This window comes from Methylobacterium sp. Leaf118, from assembly GCF_920984675.1.
Lineage (GTDB): Bacteria > Pseudomonadota > Alphaproteobacteria > Rhizobiales > Beijerinckiaceae > Methylobacterium.
In genome coordinates this window covers 39,757-60,621 of the sequence record NZ_CAKLBV010000027.1, presented here as the reverse complement: position 1 = coordinate 60,621, position 20,865 = coordinate 39,757, and the positions used below count along the sequence as shown (strand labels likewise).

Annotated in this window: 21 protein-coding genes and 1 other RNA gene; 9 read left to right on the top strand and 13 right to left on the bottom strand. The window is 71.4% G+C overall.

Going from position 1 to position 20,865, the window contains the following annotated elements:
* Together LW587_RS13395 and nadC are read left to right on the top strand one after the other, a co-directional pair.
* Positions 1-886, top strand: an 886-nt coding sequence (locus LW587_RS13395) for an FAD-binding protein (protein WP_232630086.1), incomplete at its 5' end; no start/stop codon positions are given.
* Entirely contained in the window at positions 879-1,751 is an 873-nt protein-coding gene (gene nadC / locus LW587_RS13390; RefSeq protein ID WP_232630085.1) for a carboxylating nicotinate-nucleotide diphosphorylase, read from the top strand. The genes LW587_RS13395 and nadC, both read left to right, overlap by 8 nt.
* Here the strand turns inward: nadC and LW587_RS13385 are convergent.
* A complete protein-coding gene (locus LW587_RS13385) occupies positions 1,723-2,094 on the bottom strand; it encodes a GNAT family N-acetyltransferase (RefSeq protein WP_442919147.1) in 372 nt (123 codons plus the stop codon). The two genes, nadC and LW587_RS13385, sit on opposite strands and share 29 nt — an antisense overlap.
* A 373-nt stretch (positions 2,095-2,467) precedes the next feature.
* Here LW587_RS13385 and LW587_RS13380 point away from each other — a divergent pair, with 373 nt between their 5' ends.
* Positions 2,468-3,133, top strand: a complete 666-nt coding sequence (locus LW587_RS13380; protein ID WP_232630083.1) for a L,D-transpeptidase — start codon at positions 2,468-2,470, stop codon at positions 3,131-3,133.
* 111 nt (positions 3,134-3,244) lie between these two features.
* Here LW587_RS13380 and LW587_RS13375 read toward each other — a convergent pair whose 3' ends face one another.
* Positions 3,245-3,382: a hypothetical protein gene (locus LW587_RS13375; protein ID WP_232630082.1), complete on the bottom strand. Its 138-nt coding sequence runs from the start codon at positions 3,380-3,382 to the stop codon at positions 3,245-3,247.
* Between the two features lie 79 nt (positions 3,383-3,461).
* Entirely contained in the window at positions 3,462-3,911 is a 450-nt protein-coding gene (locus tag LW587_RS13370; protein ID WP_232630081.1) for a gamma-butyrobetaine hydroxylase-like domain-containing protein, read from the bottom strand.
* Positions 3,912-4,068: 157 nt separating this feature from the next.
* Here LW587_RS13370 and moaA point away from each other — a divergent pair, with 157 nt between their 5' ends.
* On the top strand, positions 4,069-5,103 hold the full coding sequence (gene moaA / locus LW587_RS13365) for a GTP 3',8-cyclase MoaA (protein ID WP_232630080.1): 1,035 nt from the start codon (positions 4,069-4,071) through the stop codon (positions 5,101-5,103).
* Between the two features lie 4 nt (positions 5,104-5,107).
* Here the strand turns inward: moaA and LW587_RS13360 are convergent, their stop codons facing one another.
* Both LW587_RS13360 and LW587_RS13355 read right to left on the bottom strand, forming a co-directional pair.
* Entirely contained in the window at positions 5,108-6,031 is a 924-nt protein-coding gene (locus LW587_RS13360) for a WcbI family polysaccharide biosynthesis putative acetyltransferase (RefSeq protein ID WP_232630079.1), read from the bottom strand.
* Positions 5,932-7,128: a GSCFA domain-containing protein gene (locus LW587_RS13355; protein WP_232630078.1), complete on the bottom strand. Its 1,197-nt coding sequence runs from the start codon at positions 7,126-7,128 to the stop codon at positions 5,932-5,934. Before LW587_RS13355 ends, LW587_RS13360 begins: the two co-directional genes overlap by 100 nt.
* A gap of 476 nt (positions 7,129-7,604) precedes the next feature.
* Between LW587_RS13355 and LW587_RS13350 the strand changes: the two genes are divergently transcribed.
* Both LW587_RS13350 and LW587_RS13345 read left to right on the top strand, forming a co-directional pair.
* Positions 7,605-8,882: a hemolysin family protein gene (locus LW587_RS13350; RefSeq protein ID WP_232630077.1), complete on the top strand. Its 1,278-nt coding sequence runs from the start codon at positions 7,605-7,607 to the stop codon at positions 8,880-8,882.
* Positions 8,883-9,026: 144 nt separating this feature from the next.
* Positions 9,027-9,902, top strand: coding sequence for an NAD(P)-dependent oxidoreductase (locus LW587_RS13345; RefSeq protein WP_232630076.1), 876 nt, complete (start codon positions 9,027-9,029; stop codon positions 9,900-9,902).
* On the opposite strand, the gene miaA is transcribed toward LW587_RS13345, so the two are convergent.
* Positions 9,871-10,827, bottom strand: coding sequence for a tRNA (adenosine(37)-N6)-dimethylallyltransferase MiaA (gene miaA / locus LW587_RS13340; protein ID WP_232630075.1), 957 nt, complete (start codon positions 10,825-10,827; stop codon positions 9,871-9,873). The two genes, LW587_RS13345 and miaA, sit on opposite strands and share 32 nt — an antisense overlap.
* A gap of 12 nt (positions 10,828-10,839) precedes the next feature.
* Between miaA and serB the strand changes: the two genes are divergently transcribed.
* Entirely contained in the window at positions 10,840-11,736 is an 897-nt protein-coding gene (gene serB, locus LW587_RS13335) for a phosphoserine phosphatase SerB (protein ID WP_232630074.1), read from the top strand.
* A 304-nt stretch (positions 11,737-12,040) separates the two neighbouring features.
* Here the strand turns inward: serB and LW587_RS13330 are convergent, their stop codons facing one another.
* From LW587_RS13330 to LW587_RS13305, 6 genes are all read right to left on the bottom strand, one after another.
* Entirely contained in the window at positions 12,041-13,576 is a 1,536-nt protein-coding gene (locus LW587_RS13330; RefSeq protein ID WP_232630073.1) for a DegQ family serine endoprotease, read from the bottom strand.
* 132 nt (positions 13,577-13,708) lie between these two features.
* The gene (gene hflC / locus LW587_RS13325) at positions 13,709-14,656 is read right to left on the bottom strand and encodes a protease modulator HflC (RefSeq protein ID WP_232630072.1); all 948 of its coding nucleotides are present in this window, start codon (positions 14,654-14,656) and stop codon (positions 13,709-13,711) included.
* Positions 14,653-15,810, bottom strand: coding sequence for an FtsH protease activity modulator HflK (gene hflK / locus LW587_RS13320; protein ID WP_232630071.1), 1,158 nt, complete (start codon positions 15,808-15,810; stop codon positions 14,653-14,655). The genes hflC and hflK overlap by 4 nt, the downstream gene beginning before the upstream one ends.
* A gap of 268 nt (positions 15,811-16,078) precedes the next feature.
* Positions 16,079-16,579, bottom strand: coding sequence for a dihydrofolate reductase (locus LW587_RS13315; protein WP_232630070.1), 501 nt, complete (start codon positions 16,577-16,579; stop codon positions 16,079-16,081).
* A complete protein-coding gene (locus tag LW587_RS13310; RefSeq protein WP_232630069.1) occupies positions 16,579-17,373 on the bottom strand; it encodes a thymidylate synthase in 795 nt (264 codons plus the stop codon). Before LW587_RS13310 ends, LW587_RS13315 begins: the two co-directional genes overlap by 1 nt.
* Before the next feature lie 52 nt (positions 17,374-17,425).
* A complete protein-coding gene (locus tag LW587_RS13305; protein ID WP_232630068.1) occupies positions 17,426-18,274 on the bottom strand; it encodes a CPBP family intramembrane glutamic endopeptidase in 849 nt (282 codons plus the stop codon).
* A 42-nt stretch (positions 18,275-18,316) separates the two neighbouring features.
* Between LW587_RS13305 and ssrA the strand changes: the two genes are divergently transcribed.
* Both ssrA and LW587_RS13295 read left to right on the top strand, forming a co-directional pair.
* Positions 18,317-18,701, top strand: a transfer-messenger RNA (tmRNA) gene (gene ssrA / locus LW587_RS13300).
* A 56-nt stretch (positions 18,702-18,757) separates the two neighbouring features.
* Complete coding sequence (locus LW587_RS13295) at positions 18,758-19,429, top strand: SspB family protein (protein WP_232630067.1); 672 nt, start codon at positions 18,758-18,760, stop codon at positions 19,427-19,429.
* Between the two features lie 27 nt (positions 19,430-19,456).
* Here the strand turns inward: LW587_RS13295 and LW587_RS13290 are convergent, their stop codons facing one another.
* Positions 19,457-20,848 carry a cytochrome P450 gene (locus LW587_RS13290; RefSeq protein WP_232630066.1) on the bottom strand — a complete coding sequence of 464 codons (1,392 nt, stop codon included), beginning with the start codon at positions 20,846-20,848 and terminating at the stop codon, positions 19,457-19,459.
* Positions 20,849-20,865 lie beyond the last annotated feature (17 nt).

Here is a 20,865-nt window from a genome sequence, read left to right as displayed (position 1 = left end):
GGCCCGCGCCGGCGCGGCCCTGCGCGACCTCGAATTCGTGCAGTTCCACCCCACCGCCATCGCGGCGGGCCGCGATCCGATGCCCCTGGCGACCGAGGCCCTGCGGGGGGAGGGCGCGGTGCTGGTCGACGAGACCGGCGCGCGCGTCATGGCGGGCGTGGCCGGCGGCGACCTTGCGCCCCGGGACGTGGTGGCCCGTGGGATCTTCCAGGCGCTCGCCCGCGGCCGCACCGTGTACCTCGACGCCCGCGGCGACGGCCTCGGCGCCCGGATGCCCCGGCGCTTCCCGACCGTCGCGGCGCTCTGTGCCGAGGCCGGCATCGATCCCGCCGTGCAGCCGATCCCGGTCCGGCCGGCGGCGCATTACCACATGGGCGGCATCCTCGTGGACGCCTTCGGCCGCAGCTCCGTGCCGGGCCTCTGGGCCTGCGGCGAGGTCGCCTCCACCGGCCTGCACGGTGCCAATCGGCTCGCCAGCAACTCGCTCCTCGAGGCCCTGGCCTTCGCCCCCCGCATCGCGGCCTCGATCGGCGACGCCCCCACCGGCCGCGCGCCGATCCGGCCCGAGCCTCTGCCCGACCCCCTGCGGGCGGACGAGGGCGCGCTGACGGAGGTCCGCGCCGTGATGGAGCGCCATGTCGGCGTGGTGCGCGACGCGGCCGGCCTCGCGCAGGCCATCGCCCGCCTCGAACGGTTGGAGGCGGAGGGCTGCGAGCCCGCCGCCACCGGGCTGATGATCGCCCGCGCCGCCCTCGACCGGCGCGAGAGCCGCGGTGCCCATTGGCGCAGCGATTTCCCGGGACAGCTCCCGCCCCGCCACGCGGTGACGACGGAGGCCGAAGCGCGCGAAGCGCTTCCGCAGCAGGACATGCTCACCGATGCCTGACGACGCCCTGCTCCCCGTCTTGCTCCCCTTGCCGCGCCTCCTCGTCGAGCCCGTGGTCCGGGCCGCCCTCCTGGAGGATCTCGGCCGGGCCGGCGACATCACCACCGACGCGATCGTGCCGCCGGGCGAGCGGATGGAGGCGGTGATCGCGTCCCGTCAGGACGGCATCGTCGCCGGCACCGACGCGGCGGCGATCGCCTTCGAACTGATCGATCCGTCCCTGACGGTGGTGGTCGAGCGCCAGGACGGGACCCGGATCGCGCCGGGCGACACGGTGATCCGCCTGTCGGGCCCGGCCCGCGCGGTGCTGACCGCCGAGCGCGTCGCCCTCAACCTGCTCTGCCGCCTCAGCGGAGTCGCCACCGCCACGGCCTCCCTGGTCGAGGCGGCCCGGCCCCACGGCAAGGCCCGCATCGTCTGCACCCGCAAGACCACGCCGGGCCTGCGGGCGCTGGAGAAGCACGCCGTGCGGGCGGGGGGCGGCTCGAACCACCGCTTCGGTCTCGACGACGCCGTGCTCATCAAGGACAACCACGTCGCGGTCGCCGGCGGGATCGTCCCGGCGATCGAGCGGGCGCGCGCCCGGGCGGGGCACCTCGTCAAGATCGAGGTCGAGGTCGACACCCTGGCTCAGCTCGAACAGGCGCTCTCGGTCGGCATCGACGCGGTGCTCCTCGACAATATGAGCCCCGACACCCTGGCCCGTGCCGTGCGCACGGTCGATGGCCGCGCCCTCACCGAGGCCTCGGGCCGGATCAACCGCGACACCGTCGGTGCGGTGGCGGCCTCCGGGGTCGACCTGATCTCCGTCGGCTGGATCACCCACAGCGCGGCGATCATCGATCTGGGGCTGGACGCGGCGTAAGCCCGTCCTTGCGCATCCGGTAGCGCCGGAAGCGCTGGCCGCCCCGCTCTACGGTCTCCTCCGCCAGGACCCGAAAACCGACCGCCTCGAAGAAGGGCCGGGCGGTCAGGCTCGCCTCCGTGGTGAGGCCATCGAGGCCGAGGGCGACGGCATGCGCCTCCGCCGCCGCGACGAGGGCCCGGGCGACGCCTCGGCGCCCGAAGCCGGGATGCACATAGAGCCGATCGAGATGGCCGTCGGCGCGAGGTCGGCGAAGCCCGCGGGCGCACCCCCGATCCGGGCGATCCAGGTCGTGTGTTCCGCCCGCTGCGCGCTCCAGGCCGCGCGGTCGACGCGCGACCATGCCGCGATCGGGGCCGGGCCGTCATCGGCGGATGCGGTCTCGCGGATCGCCCGCGCGAAGATGTCGGCGATGGCCTCGAGCTCGGCCGAGTCGTAGAGGGTGACGGCGATCGCGCCCATCGTGCCGAATTCCCCCATGGACCGACGGCGACACGTCCCGGGCCGGGTTTCCGTCCCGCGCTCTGGCGGGGTTACGGCCAAGCTGACACAGTGTTGCCACACGGTCACGAGGGCGACCGAACCGGTGCCGTGGCCCGATTCAAGCTTGGCTTTGACCCCCGACCGTTTACGCGTTGGCGATGATCCGCACGGCATCGTGCGCACACGTTCGAATCGCGTTCCCTTTACAATTCGTCCGTCCCCGAGAGGATCCGATGCGCCGCTTCGTCCTTGCCCTCAGCGGGCTCGCCTGCGCGACGGTCGCGCTGGCCGGCCCCGCCGCCGCCTACGAGATCGATCCGCTCACCCGTCAGCCGCTGACCGAGGTGCTCACGGTCCGCGTGCGTCCGCAGGCGGTCCTGCCCACCGCCAACGCCGTCCTCCCCTACGGCGACCCGCTCCAGCAGAGCCCGGCCGCGGCGGCGGTGCCGCAGGCCACCGCCATCGCCCGCGAGGTTGTGCCCTTCCCCGGCGCCTATGCCCCGGGCACCATCGTGGTCTCGACCGCCGAGCGGCGGCTCTACCTCGTCATGGCCGGCAATCAGGCCATGCGCTACGGCGTCGGGGTCGGCCGTCCGGGCTTCACCTGGGGCGGCCAGCAGACGATCACGATGAAGCGGGAATGGCCGGATTGGCGCCCGCCGGCCGAGATGCTGCGTCGCCGTCCCGACCTGCCCCGCTACATGAAGGGCGGCGTCGAGAACCCGCTCGGCGCTCGCGCGATGTATCTCGGCAACACGATCTACCGCATTCACGGCTCCAACGAGCCGGAGACGATCGGCACCGCCGTGTCCTCGGGCTGCATCCGCATGACCAACGAGGATGTCGCCGACCTCTACACCCGCGTCAACGTCGGCACCCGGGTCGTCGTCCAGCGCTGACAGGGCTCTCGGACTAAAGCCGCGGCCGCGACAGGCGGCCGCCGGCGCACGAGGCCAACGGACCACGAAAGGCCATCGCCGCAGGGCGATGGCCTTTCGTCGGTTGGGCACTCAGCCGAGCAGGAGCAGGTCGAGCACGACGACGGCGATGCCCCCCGCCACGGAGAGCCCGAGCAGCACGACGCTGCTGAGCTGATCGACGGTGTTCACGGTCTGGCCGATGGCGTGCCGGGGGTCGGTGGCGGACATGAAGGGATCTCCGTTGCTGTCGCTGCGGCAACGGTCGAGCGGCGTCGCGGTTCGATGCGCCGAACCCGCGGGCCCGATCTCAGTGGCAGCCGCAGCGTCCGCTGCCGCAGCCCCCGTCGCCGTGGGCGTGGCCCGTGTCGGCCGCCTTGCCACGGGCCGGCGCGCTGGCGGCCCGGTCGCGGCTCAGGCCCCGCTCGTCCAGTTCGCGCAGATAGGTCGACCAGCGGTTCCGGTATTCCCGGCCCAGGTCGAACAGGTAGTCCCAGCCGAAGATGCCGGTGTCGTGCAGATCGTCGAAGGACAGCTTCACGGCGTAGTTGCCGACGGGCTCGACCGCGAGGATCGCCACGTCGCGCTTTCCGCCCAGCACCTTGCGCTCGGCCGGCGAGTGGCCCTGCACCTCCGCCGAGGGGCTCGACACCCGCAGGTATTCGGCGGGCAATTCGAAGCGCCCGCCCCCGTCGAAGGCCACGGTCAGCACCCGCTTGTCGCCGGAGAGGCGGATTTCGGTGGGCCAGCGCTCGCTCATGAGGGTCCCGTCCCGGGCTGTCTTCGATGTCTTGTATACCAGCCGTGCGCCGCTGCGCTTGCCGGACCTTGCCACGACCTTCATATGGAGGCTGATGCTGGATCTGTCAGCCGACAAAACCGCCGCCCCGCAACCCGAGTCGAGTGCAGAGACGCGCATGTGGGGTCCTCGCGACGACGCGCCGCCGCAGACGCGCCCGGCACCCCTGGTGGACCCGTTCCAGCGGGCGATCACCTATCTGCGCCTGTCGGTCACCGATCGCTGCGACTTCCGCTGTGCCTATTGCATGGCCGAGGACATGCAGTTCCTGCCCAAGCGCGATCTGCTGACGCTGGAGGAGCTGGACCGGCTCTGCGCGGTCTTCGTCGCCCGCGGCGTGCGCAAGCTGCGCATCACCGGCGGCGAGCCGCTGGTGCGGCGCGACATCCTGCAGCTGTTCCGGCGCCTGTCCCGGCACCTGACGAGCGGCGCCCTCGACGAGCTGACCCTGACCACCAACGGCTCGCAGCTCGCCCGCTTCGCGCCCGAACTCGCCGATCTCGGCGTGCGGCGGATCAACGTCTCCCTCGACACGCTCGATCCGGAGAAATTCCGCGCGATCACCCGCCGGGGCGACCTCGCCACCGTGCTGGGCGGGATCGAGGCGGCGCAGGCGGCCGGGATCCGGGTCAAGCTCAACGCGGTGGCGCTGAAGGGCGTCAACGAGGACGAGATCGCGCCGATGCTGGTCTGGGCGCATGAGCGCGGCATGGACCTGACGCTGATCGAGGTGATGCCGCTCGGCGAGATCGAGGGCGACCGCACCGACCAGTTCCTGCCCCTCTCGGTCGCCCGGGCGCGGCTGCAGGAGCGCTTCACCCTGACCCCGCTGCCCGACCGCACCGGCGGACCGGCCCGCTATGTCCGCGTCGAGGAGACCGGCGGGCGGCTCGGCTTCATCACGCCGCTGACCCATAATTTCTGCGAGAGCTGCAACCGGGTGCGACTCACCTGCACGGGCAAGCTCTACATGTGCCTCGGCCAGGAGGACGCCGCCGATCTCCGCGCGGCCTTGCGCGCCTCCCCCGACGACGCCTTGGTGACCCAGGCCGTGATCGATGCGATCGCCCGCAAGCCCAAGGGCCACGATTTCGTCATCGAACGGGCCCGTCCGGCCGCGGTGCCGCGGCACATGAGCGTCACCGGCGGCTGATCCGTCAGCCGGCGACCGGCCGCAGAATGTCCCGGACCGTGCGGTCCTCCAGCCAGTGGCGCACCCGCTCGCAGGATTGCGCGAGCCCGGGCGTCTGCGCGTAGATCGACAGCGATCCCTCCACCATCGCCCGCAGCTCGAGGCAGCGGGCGGCGTCCGCCAGGAAATCGAAGCCGCCGCGCGGCGGCTTGAAGGTGGTGCTGCCGGTGAGCCCGATCCGCGCGGCGATCTCCGGATAGACCGGCCAGACGCCCCCGCTCAGGGGATCGGGCAGATAGGCCTCGCAGGAGGCCGTCCGGGCGGGGAGGCCGGCGCGGCGCAGGGCGTCGCGGGCGAGATCCTCCATCACGAACAGCTTGGGGTGGTTGATCGTGTGCATGAAGCAGCCGCGGCGCATCCAGCCGGCGAAGAGCCCGTCGAGATCGCGGCCATGGGCCCGGCTCATCGCCAGCAGCGCGTCCCGGCTGTCGAACCAGCCGTCGAGATAGCCCACCCGCGCGAACACCTCCGCCCGGAACAGCGAGAGGATCGCGTCCACCGAGAAGCCGCGGGCGAAGCCGTAGACGATCAGCGCCGAGTGGTAGTCGCCCATCGGCGAGCCGGGGTTCCGGCCCTCGTGGAAGATGTAGACGATGTCGGGATGGAAGGCCGGGAACAGGATGAGCGGCACGGGCACGTAGACCCGCGCCGCCGCGGCGATGCGCGCGGCGGTCACCGCGCCGAGCGGTCCCGCCTCGAAGGGGAACGAGACCGTGAGGTCCGCCTCCGCGACCGCCGCCAGCAGGCGTTCCGGGCTCGAATCGAACAGGTGCGGGAAGGTCGCGGGTTCTACCTGGGCGACCTCAGCATCCGGCGCAAGGAACCCCAGGCAGCCCGCCAGGACGGCGACTTGGCAGTTGTTGCCCACGACGACGATTCGCCTAGCCACGGACGCGGGCCTCCCCCTGCGAGCAGCTCCTCGTCGCAGACGACCGCCGCCTGCTGCGCGAATTCGCGCCGCGCCGCGTGTAGGCTGCGCGAGGAGGTCGGCAGGGCATCGGCCTGCCCGCCCTCGGTGAGATGGCGGAAGAAGACGCGCATGACATGGTCGACACCGTCCTGGCTGACGGACCTGAGATCGCTCTCTAGATAACGGAAGGCGCCTTCCGGCGAGGTGACGATCTCGTAGGAGGGGAAGTACAGGGTATCGTCGCGGCGGTCGGCCAGACTCTGGGCCGCGACCCGTAGCACCGCCTTGCTGTGGACCGTCGATTGCAGGACGTGCCGCCGCATATAGGTCGCCACGAGCGGCACCGGCGAGACCGTGAGGATCAGCCGGGCTGCGGGATTCACCGCATGGAGTGCGTCGGCGAAGGCGGTGAGGTCCGCGATCACCGCCTCGACCGGTTGGTTGTCGAAGACGTAGCGCTCCGGGTCGAAGGTGCCGGCGGCGACCCCCGGGCTCAGCGGAAAGGCCGCCCCATCGCTGGCCGCCTGCCAGCCCTCGGTGAGGCCGAGGGTGAAGACGAACACGTCGAGGGTCTCGAAGAGCTGGCGCACCCGGGCGAGATGCTGCTGGCGGTCCGCCTCCACCGACTCCGGGCTCTCGAAGCCGTCGGGCTCGATGCGGGGGCGGAACGGGTCGGCGAAACGCCCGTCCGGCCGCGTCCAGGCGGTGTCCACGGGCGCGAAACGGCCATAGGCCCGCTCCATGAGCTGGCGGAGCTGGCGTGCGGTATAGACGTTGCCGTAGCGGGCCGAGAACAGACGGTAGTTGCGCGCCCGCGCCGCCTCCGGGCTCAGCCCGTCGGGTGCGTCCTCGGTGACGAGATAATGGTAGCCGCCGGCCTGGAGCCGGTCGGCGATGTGCTGGGCGAAGCAGCTTCCCGCGGTGGCGATCCGGGTCTGCCGGGTCAGCCGGAAATCCGCAGGCACCGGCACGCCCGCCATGGGGTCGAGGGCGAAGAGGGGGAGCGCGCCGACCGATCGGTCCCAGAAGGCGTGGTCCGCCAGACCGGCATAGGGATTTCGGGGACGATCCGCCATCGGTGAGGAACGCCTGTCGCATCGGTCCGCGGGAAGGGGCCGACTCTCGGAAAAAAACCGAGGCCGCAGAAGACCTTAGAGAATCGTCCCGGATGCGATCCCTGGGATGAGTCTCTAGCCGAACCGGACAGGGCAGGCAACGGCGGGAGGGCCGGGTCCCCATCGCCGGAGTGACGCGAATGCCATCCTGAACGGCGGGCCGCCGCGCGCCTCCGTTCGAGGCCGCCAGAGCAACCCGGAGCGGCGACTCGGAGCGGCGACTCGGAGCGGCGAGCCGGGGACGGAGCCGGGTTGAGCATTGAGTCTGGCCTGACCGTCCGTCTATGACCGTCATCGGGCCGTCCGCCCTGCCGCCTCGCGCGCCCGCTCGAAGGCCGCCGGCTGTCTCCGCCAGGGCAGGTCCCCCGCGTCGAACGGTCCGGTCGCGTCGCCCTTCGCCCGGAGGTCGCGCGCGACAGGGCCGCTGAAAGGACCCCGTGTTCGAACTCGCCGTCGCCCTGTTCCTGATCCTGCTCAACGGGGCCTTCTCGTTGTCCGAACTGGCGGTGGTGTCCGCGCGCAGGGCGCGGCTGAGCACCCTGGCGAAGCAGGGGCGCCGCGGGGCCCGGGCGGCGCTCGCCCTCGCCGACGATCCCGGGCGCTTCCTCTCCGCCGTGCAGATCGGCATCACCTTGATCGGCGTTCTGGCGGGAGCCTATTCCGGCGCCGCGCTCGGGCAGCGGATGACGGAACTCCTGCAGGGGCAGGGGGTGCCGGAGCGGATCGCGGAGCCCGCTGGATACGGACTCGTCATCTTCGTCATCACCTATCTTTCCGTGGTCATCGGCGAGCTGGTCCCGAAAAACTTCGCCCTGCGCGATCCAGAGGGCATCGCCTGCCTCGTCGCGCCGAGCATGACGGTGGTCTCGCGCCTGGCGGGCCCCCTGGTCTGGCTGCTCGACGCCTCGACGCGGATGATCTTCCGCCTCCTCGGCCAGACGCAGGAGCCGCCCTCCTCGGTCACCGACGAGGAGATCCGGACCATCCTGGCGGAGGCGGAAGCCGCGGGCGTGATCGAGGGGCACGAGCAGCAGATGATCGCCGGCGTCCTGCGCCTCGGCGACCGGCGCGTGCGCGGCGTGATGACGCCCCGAACGGAGGTGACGTGGCTCGACCTCGAGGACGGCGAGGCGAAGCATCGCGAGATCCTGCTCGCTTCCCCCCATGCCCGCCTGCCCGTCGCCGATGGGGGCCCCGAGAACATGGTCGGCGTGCTCCAAGTCCGCGACCTGCTGCCGGATCTGGCGCGCGGATTACCGCTGAACGTGCGCGCGCAGGTCAAGCCGGCGGTCATCCTCCCGGACCAGCTCACCGCCCTCGACGCCCTGCGGGAGCTTCAGAAGGCCGCGGTCCCGATCGCCCTCGTTCACGACGAGTACGGCCTGTTCGAGGGCGTGCTCACGCCGGCCGACATCCTCGACGCCATCGCCGGCGCCTTCCAGGCGGATACGACCGACCCGGACCCCGAACTGGTGCGGCGGGAGGACGGCTCCTGGCTCATCTCCGGCGCCATGCCGGTGGACGAGTTCGCGGAGCGGGTGGAGATGCCCCTGCCGGAGCGGCGCGCGTACGAGACCGTGGCCGGCCTCGTTCTGACCGCGCTGCAGCGCCTGCCCGAGACCGGCGAGACGGTCGATATCGGCGCGTGGCGCTTCGAGGTGGTGGATATGGATGGAAACCGCATCGACAAGGTGATCGGCCACCGGCTGCAATAGCGCCGGGCGGGCCTCCGATCGGGAGCCCGGCGGGAACGCGATTCGCGGCATCGCCGGGCTGAAAACCGCATTTTGAATGCGGACCCGCCCGGCAATCCGGCGTATCTCCAGGCATCCCGATCCGACGCTGGAGATTCGATACCTATGGCCAAAGTCGCGTTCCTGGGCCTCGGCGTGATGGGCTCGCCGATGGCGGGCCACCTCGCCAAGAAGGGCCACGAGGTCACCGTCTACAACCGCACGCCGGCCAAGGCCGAGGCCTGGGTCGCGGCCCATGGCGGCCGGTCCGCCGCGACGCCGCGGGAGGCTGCCGCCGGCGCGTCGATCGTGTTCGCCTGCGTCGGCAACGACGACGATCTGCGCTCGGTGGTGCTGGGCCCCGACGGCGCCTTCGCCGGGATGGAGCGGGGGGCGGTCTTCGTCGATCACACCACCGCCTCGGCGGAGGTCGCCCGCGCCCTGTCGGCGGCGGCCGACGCGGCGGGCCTGCGCTTCGTCGACGCCCCGGTCTCCGGCGGTCAGGCGGGGGCCGAGAACGGCGTCCTCACCGTGATGTGCGGCGGCGAGGCCGGTGCCTATGACGAGGCCGAGCCCGTCATCGCGGCCTATGCCCGCTCCTGCCGGCTGCTCGGGCCCTCGGGCTCGGGCCAGCTCACCAAGATGGTCAACCAGATCGCCATCGCCGGGCTGGTGCAGGGTCTGTCCGAGGCGATCCACTTCGCCAAACGCGCCGGGCTCGACGTCGAGGCGGTGCTGGAGGTGATCTCCAAGGGCGCCGCCGGATCCTGGCAGATGGAGAACCGCGGCAAGACCATGAACGCCGACACGTTCGATTTCGGCTTCGCGGTGGAGTGGATGCGCAAGGATCTCGGCATCCTGCTCGCCGAGTCGCGCCGCAACGGCGCCCGCCTGCCGGTGACCGCCCTGGTCGATCAGTTCTATGCCGAGGTCGAGGCCATGGGCGGCAAGCGCTGGGACACGTCCTCGCTCATCGCCCGGCTGCAGCGCGAAGGCGTCTGACGGCCATCGCCTGGGCCGCCTCGGGCTCGAGCCAGTGCCAGTCCGCCCCCATCTGGTGGCGGAACCACGTGTGCTGGCGCTTGGCGTAGCGGCGGGTGTCGCCCTGACCCCGCCGCACCGCCTCCTCGCGCGGGAGCGCGCCGTCGAGATGGGCGATCAGCCCCGGCACGCCGTGGGCGCGCATGACCGGCAGGAGCGGGTCGAGCGTCCTCGCATGCAAGGCGGCCACTTCGTCGAGGGCGCCCCCCTCCATCATGGCGAGGAAGCGCGCGTCGATGCGGCGGCGCAGCGCGTCGCGCTCCACCGCGAGGAAGATTTTCAGGAGTGTTCGCCCTGCCAGCGGGCCCGGCTCGCGGCGATCGTGGAACGAGCCGATCGAGCGGCCGGTGGCGGCGAAGATTTCGAGGGCGCGCATCACCCGCATCCGGTCGGAGGGGCGCAGGCGCGCGGCGCTCTCGGGATCGCGCTCGGCGAGCCACCTGTGGAGCGCTTCGGTCGGCCGTCCCTCGGCCTCCGTGCGAAGGCCTGTCCGGATGGCGTCGGGGATTTCGGGGAGATCGGAAAAGCCTTCGTCGAGGGCGCGGAAGTAGAGGCCGGTGCCGCCGACGAAGATCGGCAGACGCCCCGCCGCGTCGGCCTCGGCGACGAGAGCCGAGGCCTGCCGTTGGAAATGCCCGACCGAGAAATTCACGGCCCCGTCGACGCTGCCGTAGAGGCGGTGCGGGGCGAGGGCCTCTTCCTCCGGGCTCGGCCGGGCGGTGAGGACGCGCAGATCCGCGTAGACCTGCATCGAGTCGGTGTTGATCACCGTGCCGCCAAAGGCCCGCGCCAGCGCCAGCCCTAGGGCCGACTTGCCCGAGGCGGTCGGCCCTGCGATGAGAATCGCGGCCGGACGGTCCTCCTCGCCTCCGTCCGCAACCGGCACGGCCTGCTCCCCATGACCCTCGTCGCGACGCTGATAGCAAACCCGGCCCGGCCCGCCATCACCGACGCGGTCCTCGCCGAGGCCCGACGGGTGATGGGCACCGAGCACCAGCCGCGGATCCTGCACGGCGAGGTCGCGGCCGAGATCCTGGTGCCGGGCGCGCCCGGCGAGGCGGCCGGCCTGACCGAGCGCCTGCGGGCGGCGCTCGGGGCCGAGCCGATCGACGTGGCGGTGCTGGAGGCCGGCGCCCACCGCCGCAAGCGGCTGTTCCTGGCCGACATGGATTCCACCATGATCGAGCAGGAATGCATCGACGAACTCGCCGATGTCGTCGGCATCAAGCCGCAGGTCGCCGCCATCACCGAGCGGGCCATGCGCGGCGAGATCGCCTTCGAGCCTGCCCTGCGCGAGCGGGTCGGGCTGCTCAAGGGGCTGCCCGTGGGGGCCATCGACGCGCTGATCCGCGACCGCATCCGCCACACGCCCGGCGGGCGCACCCTGGTGGCGACGCTTCGCGCCCATGGGGCCCATACCTGCCTCGTCTCGGGCGGCTTCACCCTGTTCACCGGGCCGGTCGGCGGCGCGCTCGGCTTCGACGAGACCCGCGCCAACGTCCTCGACGTGGCCGAGGGTGAGCTGACCGGCGCGGTGGTGGAGCCCATCGTCGGGGCGGAGGCCAAGCGCGCCAGCCTGATCGCGCTGCGCAACCGCCTGGGCCTGGCGCCCGCCGACACCCTCGCCGTGGGCGACGGGGCGAACGACCTCCCGATGATCGGCGAGGCGGGTCTCGGCGTCGCCTTCCGGGCCAAGCCCAAGGTCGCCGCCGCGGCGCGGGTGCGAATCGAGCACGGCGACCTCACCGCGCTGCTCTACCTGCAGGGGTTCTCCGCGGCCGAGTTCGTGCACTGAGGCGCGGACGCCCTTAACCCCGCCGGTAGGCAGCCCGACCAGCCCGAGGGACACCGCGAGCGCCGCTGCGTAGGTGACGGCGATGCCCCCTGTCGGTGCGAGGCGGATCACCGCGAGGTTGAACGCGCACGGGCCGGCCGCGCCGATCGCCGCACCGCGAAGGGCCGCGTCCGCTCTGCGCGCACGAAGGCGATGAGCGGCCAGGCGATCACCGGCACCGGGGCGAGCAGGCGCCCGAGCGCGGGGCCGAGCCGTGGGGCGCCGTGACGGCGAGGAGGCTCACGCCGCCTCGCCGGGAGGCGGCTCAGTCGAGCGCGATGGCGACGAAGCGCACGTCGCCGCTGACGCTGGCCACCAGCAGGAGCACCGACTTGCGGCCCTCCTTCTTGAGGGCGTCGACCCGCTTCGTCACGTCGGCGGGGGCGTTCACCGTCTCCTGGCCGACCTCGACGATGACCTCGCCGGGCTGGATGCGCTTGTCGGCCGCCGTCGAGTTCGGATCGACGCGGGTGACGACGACGCCGTTCTTGACGGATTCCTTGATGTTGTAGCGCTTGCGGGCCTCGTCGGTGAGGCCGGTCAGGTTGAGACCGAGCACCTGCCGGATCGACGGCTCGGCCTCGGGCTGCTTCGCGCTGGCGACCTGGGTCTTCTCGCCATCCTCGAGGCGGCCGAGCAGGACGGACTTCGTCTGCTCCTCGCCCTTGCGCACCACCCGCACCTCGACGGTCTTGCCGACGGGCGTCGCCGCGACGATGCGGGGCAGCTCGCTCGAGGATTTCACGGGCACGTCGTTGAAGCGGACGATCACGTCGCCCACCTCGAGGCCAGCGGTCTTGGCGGGGCCCTTGTCGTCCACGCCGGCGATCAGGGCGCCCTTGGCGCCGCCCTTCAGGCCGAGCGCCTCGGCGGTGGCGTCGTCCACGTTCTGGATGCGCACGCCGAGCCAGCCGCGGCGGACCTCGCCGAACTGGCGCAGCTGGTCGACGATCGGGCTCGCCGTGCCGGAGGGCACCGCGAAGCCGATGCCGACCGAGCCGCCCGAAGGCGAGAGAATGGCGGTGTTGATGCCGATGACCTCGCCGTCCATGTTGAACAGCGGTCCGCCGGAATTGCCCTTGTTGATGGCCGCGTCGGTCTGGATGTAGTTGTCGTAGGGGCCGGACTCGATGTTGCGGCCCCGGGCCGAGACGATGCCGGCGGAGACCGAGCCGCCGAGCCCGAACGGGTTGCCGATCGCCATCACCCAGTCGCCCGGGCGCATCTTGTCGGAATCGCCGAAGGGCACCGCCCGGAGCGGGCGCTCCGCCGTCGGCTTCACGCGCAGCAGGGCGAGGTCGATCTTCGGGTCCTTGCCGAGGATCTCGGCCTTCAGCTTCGAGCCGTCGCTGAGAATGACCTGAATGTCGTTGGCGTCGCCGATGACGTGGTTGTTCGTCACCACGAGGCCCGAGGCGTCGATGATGAAGCCGGAGCCCAGCGAGTTCGACTTGCGGGAGGGCGAGCGCGGGCTGTCGTCTTCGCTGCGCGGGCTGTTCTGGCCGCGGCGCTTGAAGAATTCCTCGAAGAGATCCTCGAACGGGGTGCCCTGGGGGAGCTGCGGCATGGTGCGCCCGCCGCTCTTGTTGGCCTCCACTGTGGTCGAGGCCGAGATGTTCACGACCGCGTCCGTCACCTTCTCGGCAAGATCGGCGAGCGATTCCGGACCCTTCGCGAGGACCGGGAGTGGCAGGGCCGTCACGGTGACGGACAGGCCCAGCACCGCGGCGGCCAACGCCGAGGAGGCGCGCCGGGCGAGCGATGACCTTTCGCCCCTGACGACGTTCGCGGCGACTCTCATGGGCGGGTTCCTCACCATTCCTGGGGCGTCCCCTTGCGGGGCGAGCCGATAGATTCCGCGGCCGGCCGCCCGATCAAGGGCGCCGGCCGCGATGCCGCGGGACGGGCGGGTGCCCGCGAGGCGCGGGCGTCGTTACTTGACGGTTCCGGTGGTGCCGGGCGCCGACGCGGTGGCGTTGCGCTCGGCCGCCGGGCGACGTCCCTGCGGGTCGGAGAAGTAGCGGAAGAAGTCCGAGGTCGGGCTCACCACGAGCCGGGTGTCCGGGCCCTTCAGCGCCTGCTCGTAGGCCTGCATCGAGCGGTAGAAGGCGAAGAAGTCCGCGTCGCGCCCGAAGGCCTCGGCCAGGATGCGGTTCTTCTCGGCCTCGCCCGCACCGCGCAGCTCCTCGGCCTGCTGGTTGGCCTCGGCCAGGATCACGGTGACGTCGCGGTCGGCCTTGGCGCGGATCAGGGTCGCCGCCTGATCGCCGTTGGCGCGGATGTCGGTCGCCTCCTTCTTCCGCTCCGACGTCATGCGGTCGTAGACCGCCTGGCTGTTCTTGGCGGGAAGATCGACGCGGGTCATGCGCAGATCGACGATCTCGACGCCGAGCCCCTGGGCCTCGCGGTTCACGCTCTCCTGGATCTCGTTCATGAGCTTGGCGCGGTCGGTCCGCACCAGCGCGTCGCGGCTGGAACGGGCGAGCACGTTGCGCAGCGCCGAGTTGGTGAAGCTGGCGAGACGCTGGTTGGCCAGGGCGATCGTGCCGACCGACTGATAGAACTTCAGAGGATCGACGATGCGGTAGCGGGCGAAGGCGTCCACTTCCAGGTTCTGCCGGTCGGCGGTGAGCAGGGGCTGCACCGGCAGGTCGAGGTCGAGCACGCGCTTGTCGAACAGCACCACGCTGTCGGCGAAGGGCACCTTGAAGTAGAGGCCCGGCTTGTTCTGGCCGACCGGGTTCAGCACGTCGCGCACGCGGCCGAGCTGGAGCACCAGCGCCTGCTGCATCTGCCCGATGGTGAAGACGGAGGCGTAGAGGCCGACCGCGATCGCCGCCGCGATCACGATCAGGCCCGTGCGAAGGGCGGGATTGTTCATCGGCTCGTCGCTCCGCTGTTCTGACTCCGCCCGCCATCGGTCAGGGGCAGCACCGGCAGGACGCCGGCGGCCGTGGCACCGGCCACGCCGGACCCGTTCTGATCGATGATCACCTTGTTCACGGAGCCCAGCACCTTCTCCATCGTCTCCAGGAAGATGCGCTCGCGGATCACGGCGGGTGCGACCTTGTAGGACTCGTAGACCTGGCTGAAGCGGGCCGCCTGACCGGTCGCGTCCGCCGTCGCCTGGGTCTTGAAGGCCTCGGCCCCCTGGACGATCTGGCTCGCCTTGCCTCGGGCCTGCGGAACCTCGCGGCTCGCGTAGGTCTCGGCTTCGTTGCGGACCTGCTGGGCGTATTGCTGGGCGGCGTTCACGTCGATGAAGGCCGGGCGCACCTCGGGCGGCGGGTTGACGCTGGTGAGCTGCACCACCTCGATGCGCACGCCCGCGCCGTACTCGTCCAGAGCGGCCTGAAGGATCTCCTTGACCTCCTGGGCGATGCTCGACTGCTCGTTGGTCAGGATCGGCTGGATGTTGCGGCGGCCGATCACCTCGCGCATGGCGCTCTCGGCGATGGCCTTGATGGTGCCGTCCGGGTTGGCGAGGTTGAAGACGTAATCCTCGGCCTTGAGCGGGTTGACGCGCCACTGCACCTCGAAGTCGAGATCGACGATGTTCTCGTCGCCGGTGAGCATCAGGCTCTCTTCCGCCACGTCCCGGGTGCGGGTGGCGCTGCTGCCGGTGATGTAGCCGATCGGGATCGAGTTCACGACGCCGATATTGGGCTTCTGCACGGTGCCGATCGGATAGGGGAAGTTGTAGCGCAGGCCCTCGCGGGTGGAGCCGGTGTAGCGCCCGAAGATCGTGTTGATGCCGACCTCGTTGGGCTTCACGATGTAGAAGCCGGTGAGCAGCCACGCGCCGAGCACGAGGCCCGCCGCAATCAGGATGCCCTTGCCGCCGCCGAGGCCGCCGCCGGGCATCACGCCGCGCAGCCGGTCCTGTCCACGCCGGAGCAGATCCTCCAGATCGGGGGGCGTCTTGCCGCCGCCCCCGCCACCCCAGGGACCGCCGCCGTTACCGCCGCCGCCGCCGCCGCCGGGCCGGCCCCAGGGGCCGCCGCCGCCGCCGCCGCTCTGATTGCTCCAAGGCATTCTCGACGTGAACTCCTGCTCAAGCCGGCCCCCGCCCGCCGCGGGATGGCCGCTCCCTCATTCGACCCGCCGGCCCGCCGGGTGGCGGGAAAGGCGATTTTTCTCAGCCGCGAGAACGCATTTGCGGCATCGCACGATCGTGCCGCGCACCTGAGTGGCCCCGGACTGTCCTGTCAAGGCTGGCAGGTGGTCCCGCCTCCGGTCAACCGCAACCGGGGCGGGGATCGTCCGGTCGCCGCGCCCCTGCGGCCAATGCGCCCCGGTTCGATCAACGGCCGGCGACGCGTTCCCAATCCACGAACTGGAACGGAAACGCGTCGTGCTCCCCGGCGGGGTGGCTCTCGCGGGCGGTCTCGCGGAAGGCCGAGCGGTCGAAATCCGGGAAGCGCACGTCGCCCTCCGGGCTCGCCGCCACCTCGGTGAGATGCAACCGGTCGGCGAAGGGAAGGGCAAGGGCGTAGATCTCGGCGCCGCCCACGACCATCAATTCCTCGGTCCCCGCGGCCGCGAGCGCCGCTCCCCAATCGTGGACGGTTTCGGCGCCGGGGATGACGCGGCTGCGGTCCCGGGTCAGGACGAGGCTGCGCCGCCCCGGCAGCGGGCGGCCGATCGAGTCGAAGGTCCGGCGGCCCATCAGCATGGGCTTGCCCATGGTGAGCGCCTTGAAGCGCTTCAGGTCGCTGCGCAGGTGCCAGATCAGGCCGTTGTCGCGGCCGATGACGCCGTTGCGGGCGACCGCCGCGATGAGCGCGATGCGGGGGGGGGCCATCAGACCGCCACCGGCGCCTTGATCGCGGGGTGCGGATCGTACCCCTCGATCGCGATGTCCTCGAAGCGGAAGTCGAACAGCGAGCGGACCTCCGGGTTCAGCCGCAGCCGTGGCAGGGGCCGGTGCGCGCGCGTGAGTTGCAGCCGCGCCTGATCGAGATGGTTGGCGTAGAGATGGGCGTCGCCGAAGGTGTGGACGAAGTCGCCCGGGGCGAAGCCGGTCACCTGCGCCATCATGGCCGTGAGCAGCGCGTAGCTCGCGATGTTGAAGGGCACGCCGAGGAAGGCGTCCGCCGAGCGCTGGTAGAGCTGGCAGGAGAGCCGCCCCTCGGCCACGTAGAACTGGAACAGGCAGTGGCAGGGGGCGAGCGCCATCCGGTCGAGATCGGCCGGGTTCCAGGCGGAGACGACGAGGCGGCGCGAGTCCGGATTGCGGGCGATCTCGGCCAGCACCCCGGCGATCTGGTCGACGGTGCCCCCGTCGGGCTTGCCCCAGGAGCGCCATTGCCGGCCGTAGACGGGCCCGAGATCGCCGTTCTGGTCGGCCCACTCGTCCCAGATCGTGACGCCGTTCTTGCGCAGATAGGCGACGTTGGTGTCGCCGCGCAGGAACCACAGCAATTCGTGGACGATCGAGCGCAGGTGGAGCTGCTTCGTCGTCACCAGCGGGAAGCCCTCGGCGAGGTCGAACCGCATCTGGTGGCCGAAGACCGAGAGCGTGCCGGTCCCCGTCCGGTCCTCCTTGCGGACGCCGTCGTCGAGGATGCAGGTCAGGAGATCGTGATACGCACGCATGGTGCTCCCGGTCTGACCGGCGGCGGAGCGGATGTCGAGTCGGGTTCTCGTCTCAGCGTAAACCGGGCGAGAGCTGATAGGTCACCAGGGCGAGGTTGCTCCAGCCGTGCAGCAGCATGCAGGGCCAGAGCCGGCCCGTGCGCCAGCGCAGCCAGCCCAGGGTCAGCGCCAGCGGCAGCAGGGTCAGCGGCCGGGCAAAGGCGTTCTTGGTGCCGGGCTCCAGGCCGACATGGGCGAGGCAGAACAGCAGCGCCGTCGCCGCGATGGTGCCGGCCGGGCCCAGGAAGGCGCTCGCTCGGGCGAAGGTCTCGCCCCGCAGGAGCAGTTCCTCGGCCACGGGGGCCAGCACGACCACGAAGGCGAACCAGAGGACGACCATCGCGGGCGAGAGGAAGGGCGAGATCCGCACGCCCTGCGCGAAATTGACATGGAGCGCCGACGCCGTGGCGCTGACCCACAGGAGGTGGATCACCGGCCAGAGCGGCAGGAGCAGCCAGAGCCGGCCCATCGGCGCCCGGGGAATCGCGGGCCGGGAGAGGCCGAGCCGCGCGCGCCAGGCCCCGCGGCCCAGGCCCCGGCTCGCCCACAGGGCGAGGCCCACCACCGACAGGGCCATCACGCCCTGCCGCACGGCATCCGTGACGACGCCGCGGGCGGCGAGTTCCGCGAGCGGCAGACGCGGGCGCAGAAGGGTCGGCGTGAGCGGGTCGATCCCGAGCCGGAGGTCGCCGACGACCCGCACGAGGAGGACGGCGAGCAGCGTCGCCAGGACGAGGACGACGAGCGGAAGCGCCACGAGGGCGAGCACCCGGCCGAGCCAGCGGAGCCACGAACCGGAGCGGGCTGGAAGGGGGGATGGAAGGGGGATGGCCGCGAGCGCGCGCTCGCCGGGGGGCGGCATATCGGCCACGCTCCCGGCGCGGAGCGGATCTGAGCGCGGATCGCTCTTCAAAACCGCCGACAGCCCCTCTATATTCACCGTGCCGGTCGCAAGGCCGGCTATGGCGATAAACGTTCTTCGAAATAAACCTATCGGACCCGGGGGCGGTACCCGGCGCCTCCACCCGAACCCAGGACCGATGGCCGCATGGCCGTCACCGGCCGATGTGCTGGGTTCCGGCGGGGGCGAAATAGGATCGACGAGGGCGTAAAGGGAGATCTTTCGCTCGGCATGGTTCCGCCGTTATCGGGCCTCTGCAATAGTTGCCAACGACAACTTTGCTCCGGTGGCTGTCGCCGCGTAAGCGGTGCCAAAAACCGACCTAAAGTCCTAGCGGGTAGCACCGTTCGGCGGGGTTCGGAGGTACCTGGCAACAGAAACCTCCACTTCATTCCACGACCCGACGCAGCCGCCTCCCGGCCGTGACCGGGCAAGCGAGCGCCGATGGCCGAAGATCTGATCCGTTACGATCTGCTGGTTCAGGATGCCCTGCGCGGCGTCGTGCGTAAGGTGCTGACCGACGCGGCCCGCGAAGGGCTGTCGGGCGAGCACCATTTCTACGTCTCTTTCCGGACGGAAGCGCCGGGCGTGCGCATGTCGCAGCGCCTGCGCGAGAAATACCCGCAGGAGATGACGATCGTCCTGCAGCACCAGTTCTGGGATCTTGGCGTGACCGAGCACAGCTTCGAGGTCGGCCTGTCCTTCTCGGGCGTGCCCGAGCGCCTTCTGATTCCGTTCGACGCTCTGTCGGGCTTCTTCGATCCCTCCGTGCAGTTCGGCCTGAAATTCGACCTCGCGGAGACGGCGGAGGAGGCCGAGTCGACCGAGGCGACGCCGTCCACGGTCAAGACCGGTCCCCGCGGGGCGGCCTCCGAGCCCGCCGAGATCAAGCCGCTCGGCACCGGCCTGACGACGCTTCCCACCTCCGGCCCGAAGATCGTCCCGGCCCTGCCCGCCTCCGGCAAGGCGGCCCGTGGTGCGTCCAAGAACGAAGCCAAGAACGAAGGCAAGGGCGAGGGGGAGGGCAAGGAGCCGGCTCCCGAGGCCGCCGAGAAGAGCGACAAGGACGCGACCGCCGAGGTCGTCAGCCTGGACGCCTTCCGCAAGAAGAACTGAGGGGCATTCAGCCCCTCCGAGGGGCGCTCAGCCCCTTCGCCGCACCACCATCCGCAAGCCGTCCTTGGGCCGCAGCGTCACCCGGTGAAGCGGTGTGACGGGCGGGTGGTCCGCCGGCAGGATGAGATGCACGGCGCGGGCGACATGGGCGAGCACCAGCGTCGCCTCCTGCAGCGAGAAGCTCTGCCCGATGCAGACCCGCGGTCCCGCCCCGAACGGCAGGTAGCTGTAGCGCGCCATCGCCTCGCGTCGTTCGCCCAGGAACCGTTCGGGCAGGAAGGCGTCGGGCTCGTCCCAGAGGCGGCGGTGGCGGTGCATCACCCAAGGCGCCACGATCACCGTGGAGTTGCGCGGGATCTTGATCCGCCCGATCCGGTCGTCGCGCAGCGCCTGGCGGCTCATGAAGGGCACCGGCGGGAACAGCCGCATCGTCTCCTCCATCACCGCCCGGGCGAAGGGCAGCTGGTCGAGGGCCATCGTCCCGCTCGCTTCGTCGAGGGCGGCCTCGGCCTCCGCCGCCAGCCGCTCCTGCGCGGGCGCGTCCTGCGAGAGGCAGTAGAGCGCCCAGGTCAGGGCGTTGGCGGTGGTCTCGTGTCCGGCGGCGATGAAGGTGACGATGTTGGCCTTCACCTCGAGGTCGGACAGGCCGCGCCCGGTCTCGGGGTCCTGCGCGTTCAGGAGCAGGGTCATCAGGTCGTGGGGCGCCTCGCCCCGGGCGATGGCGGCCTTGCGCCCGTCCAGGAGCGTGTCGACGACCTCGGCGAAGAAGCGCAGGGCCGGGCGCGCCCGCAGGCGGCCGATGCGGGGCACGAAGCCCGGCACGCCGAACACGTCGAGGGGATCGATCGGCCCGACCGATTCGAGGAGCCGGGTGATGGCCCGGCCCAGGGCGTCGGGGTCGCCCGGCAATCCCTGCGTGAAGATCGTCCGCTCCAGCACGTCGAGGGTGGCGCGGGTCATCTCCTGGGCCATGTCGACGCGCGCCCCGTCGCGGCGGGCGAGGCGCTTGGCCAGGCGGGCCCCCGCCGCGTCCATCGGGCGGGTGAACCCCGCGACCTGACGCGCGGAGAAGATCGGCGCGAGGGTACGCCGCTGCAGGCGCCACTCGTCCCCCTCCGCCGTGAGCAGGCCGTTGCCGAGGCCCGGCGCCAGCACGCGCTTCTGGAGGTCGTCCTTGCGGTAATTGGCGGCGTTCTCGACGAAGAGGTAGCGCACCAAGGCCGGGTCGCTGACGACGGTCACGCGGCCCATGGCGGTCTCGCCCGCCACGACGAACTCCTCGAAATGCGCCTTCATCCAGGTGCCGATCGGGTTCTCCCGCGCCGCCTTCAGGAAGGCGAACAGGCCGAGCGGCCGGGTCAGCGGCGGCGGCACCTTCGGCCGGAACGGTGCGGCCGCGAGAGGAAGCGTGTCCTGCATCGGCGGGGAAAACCTCG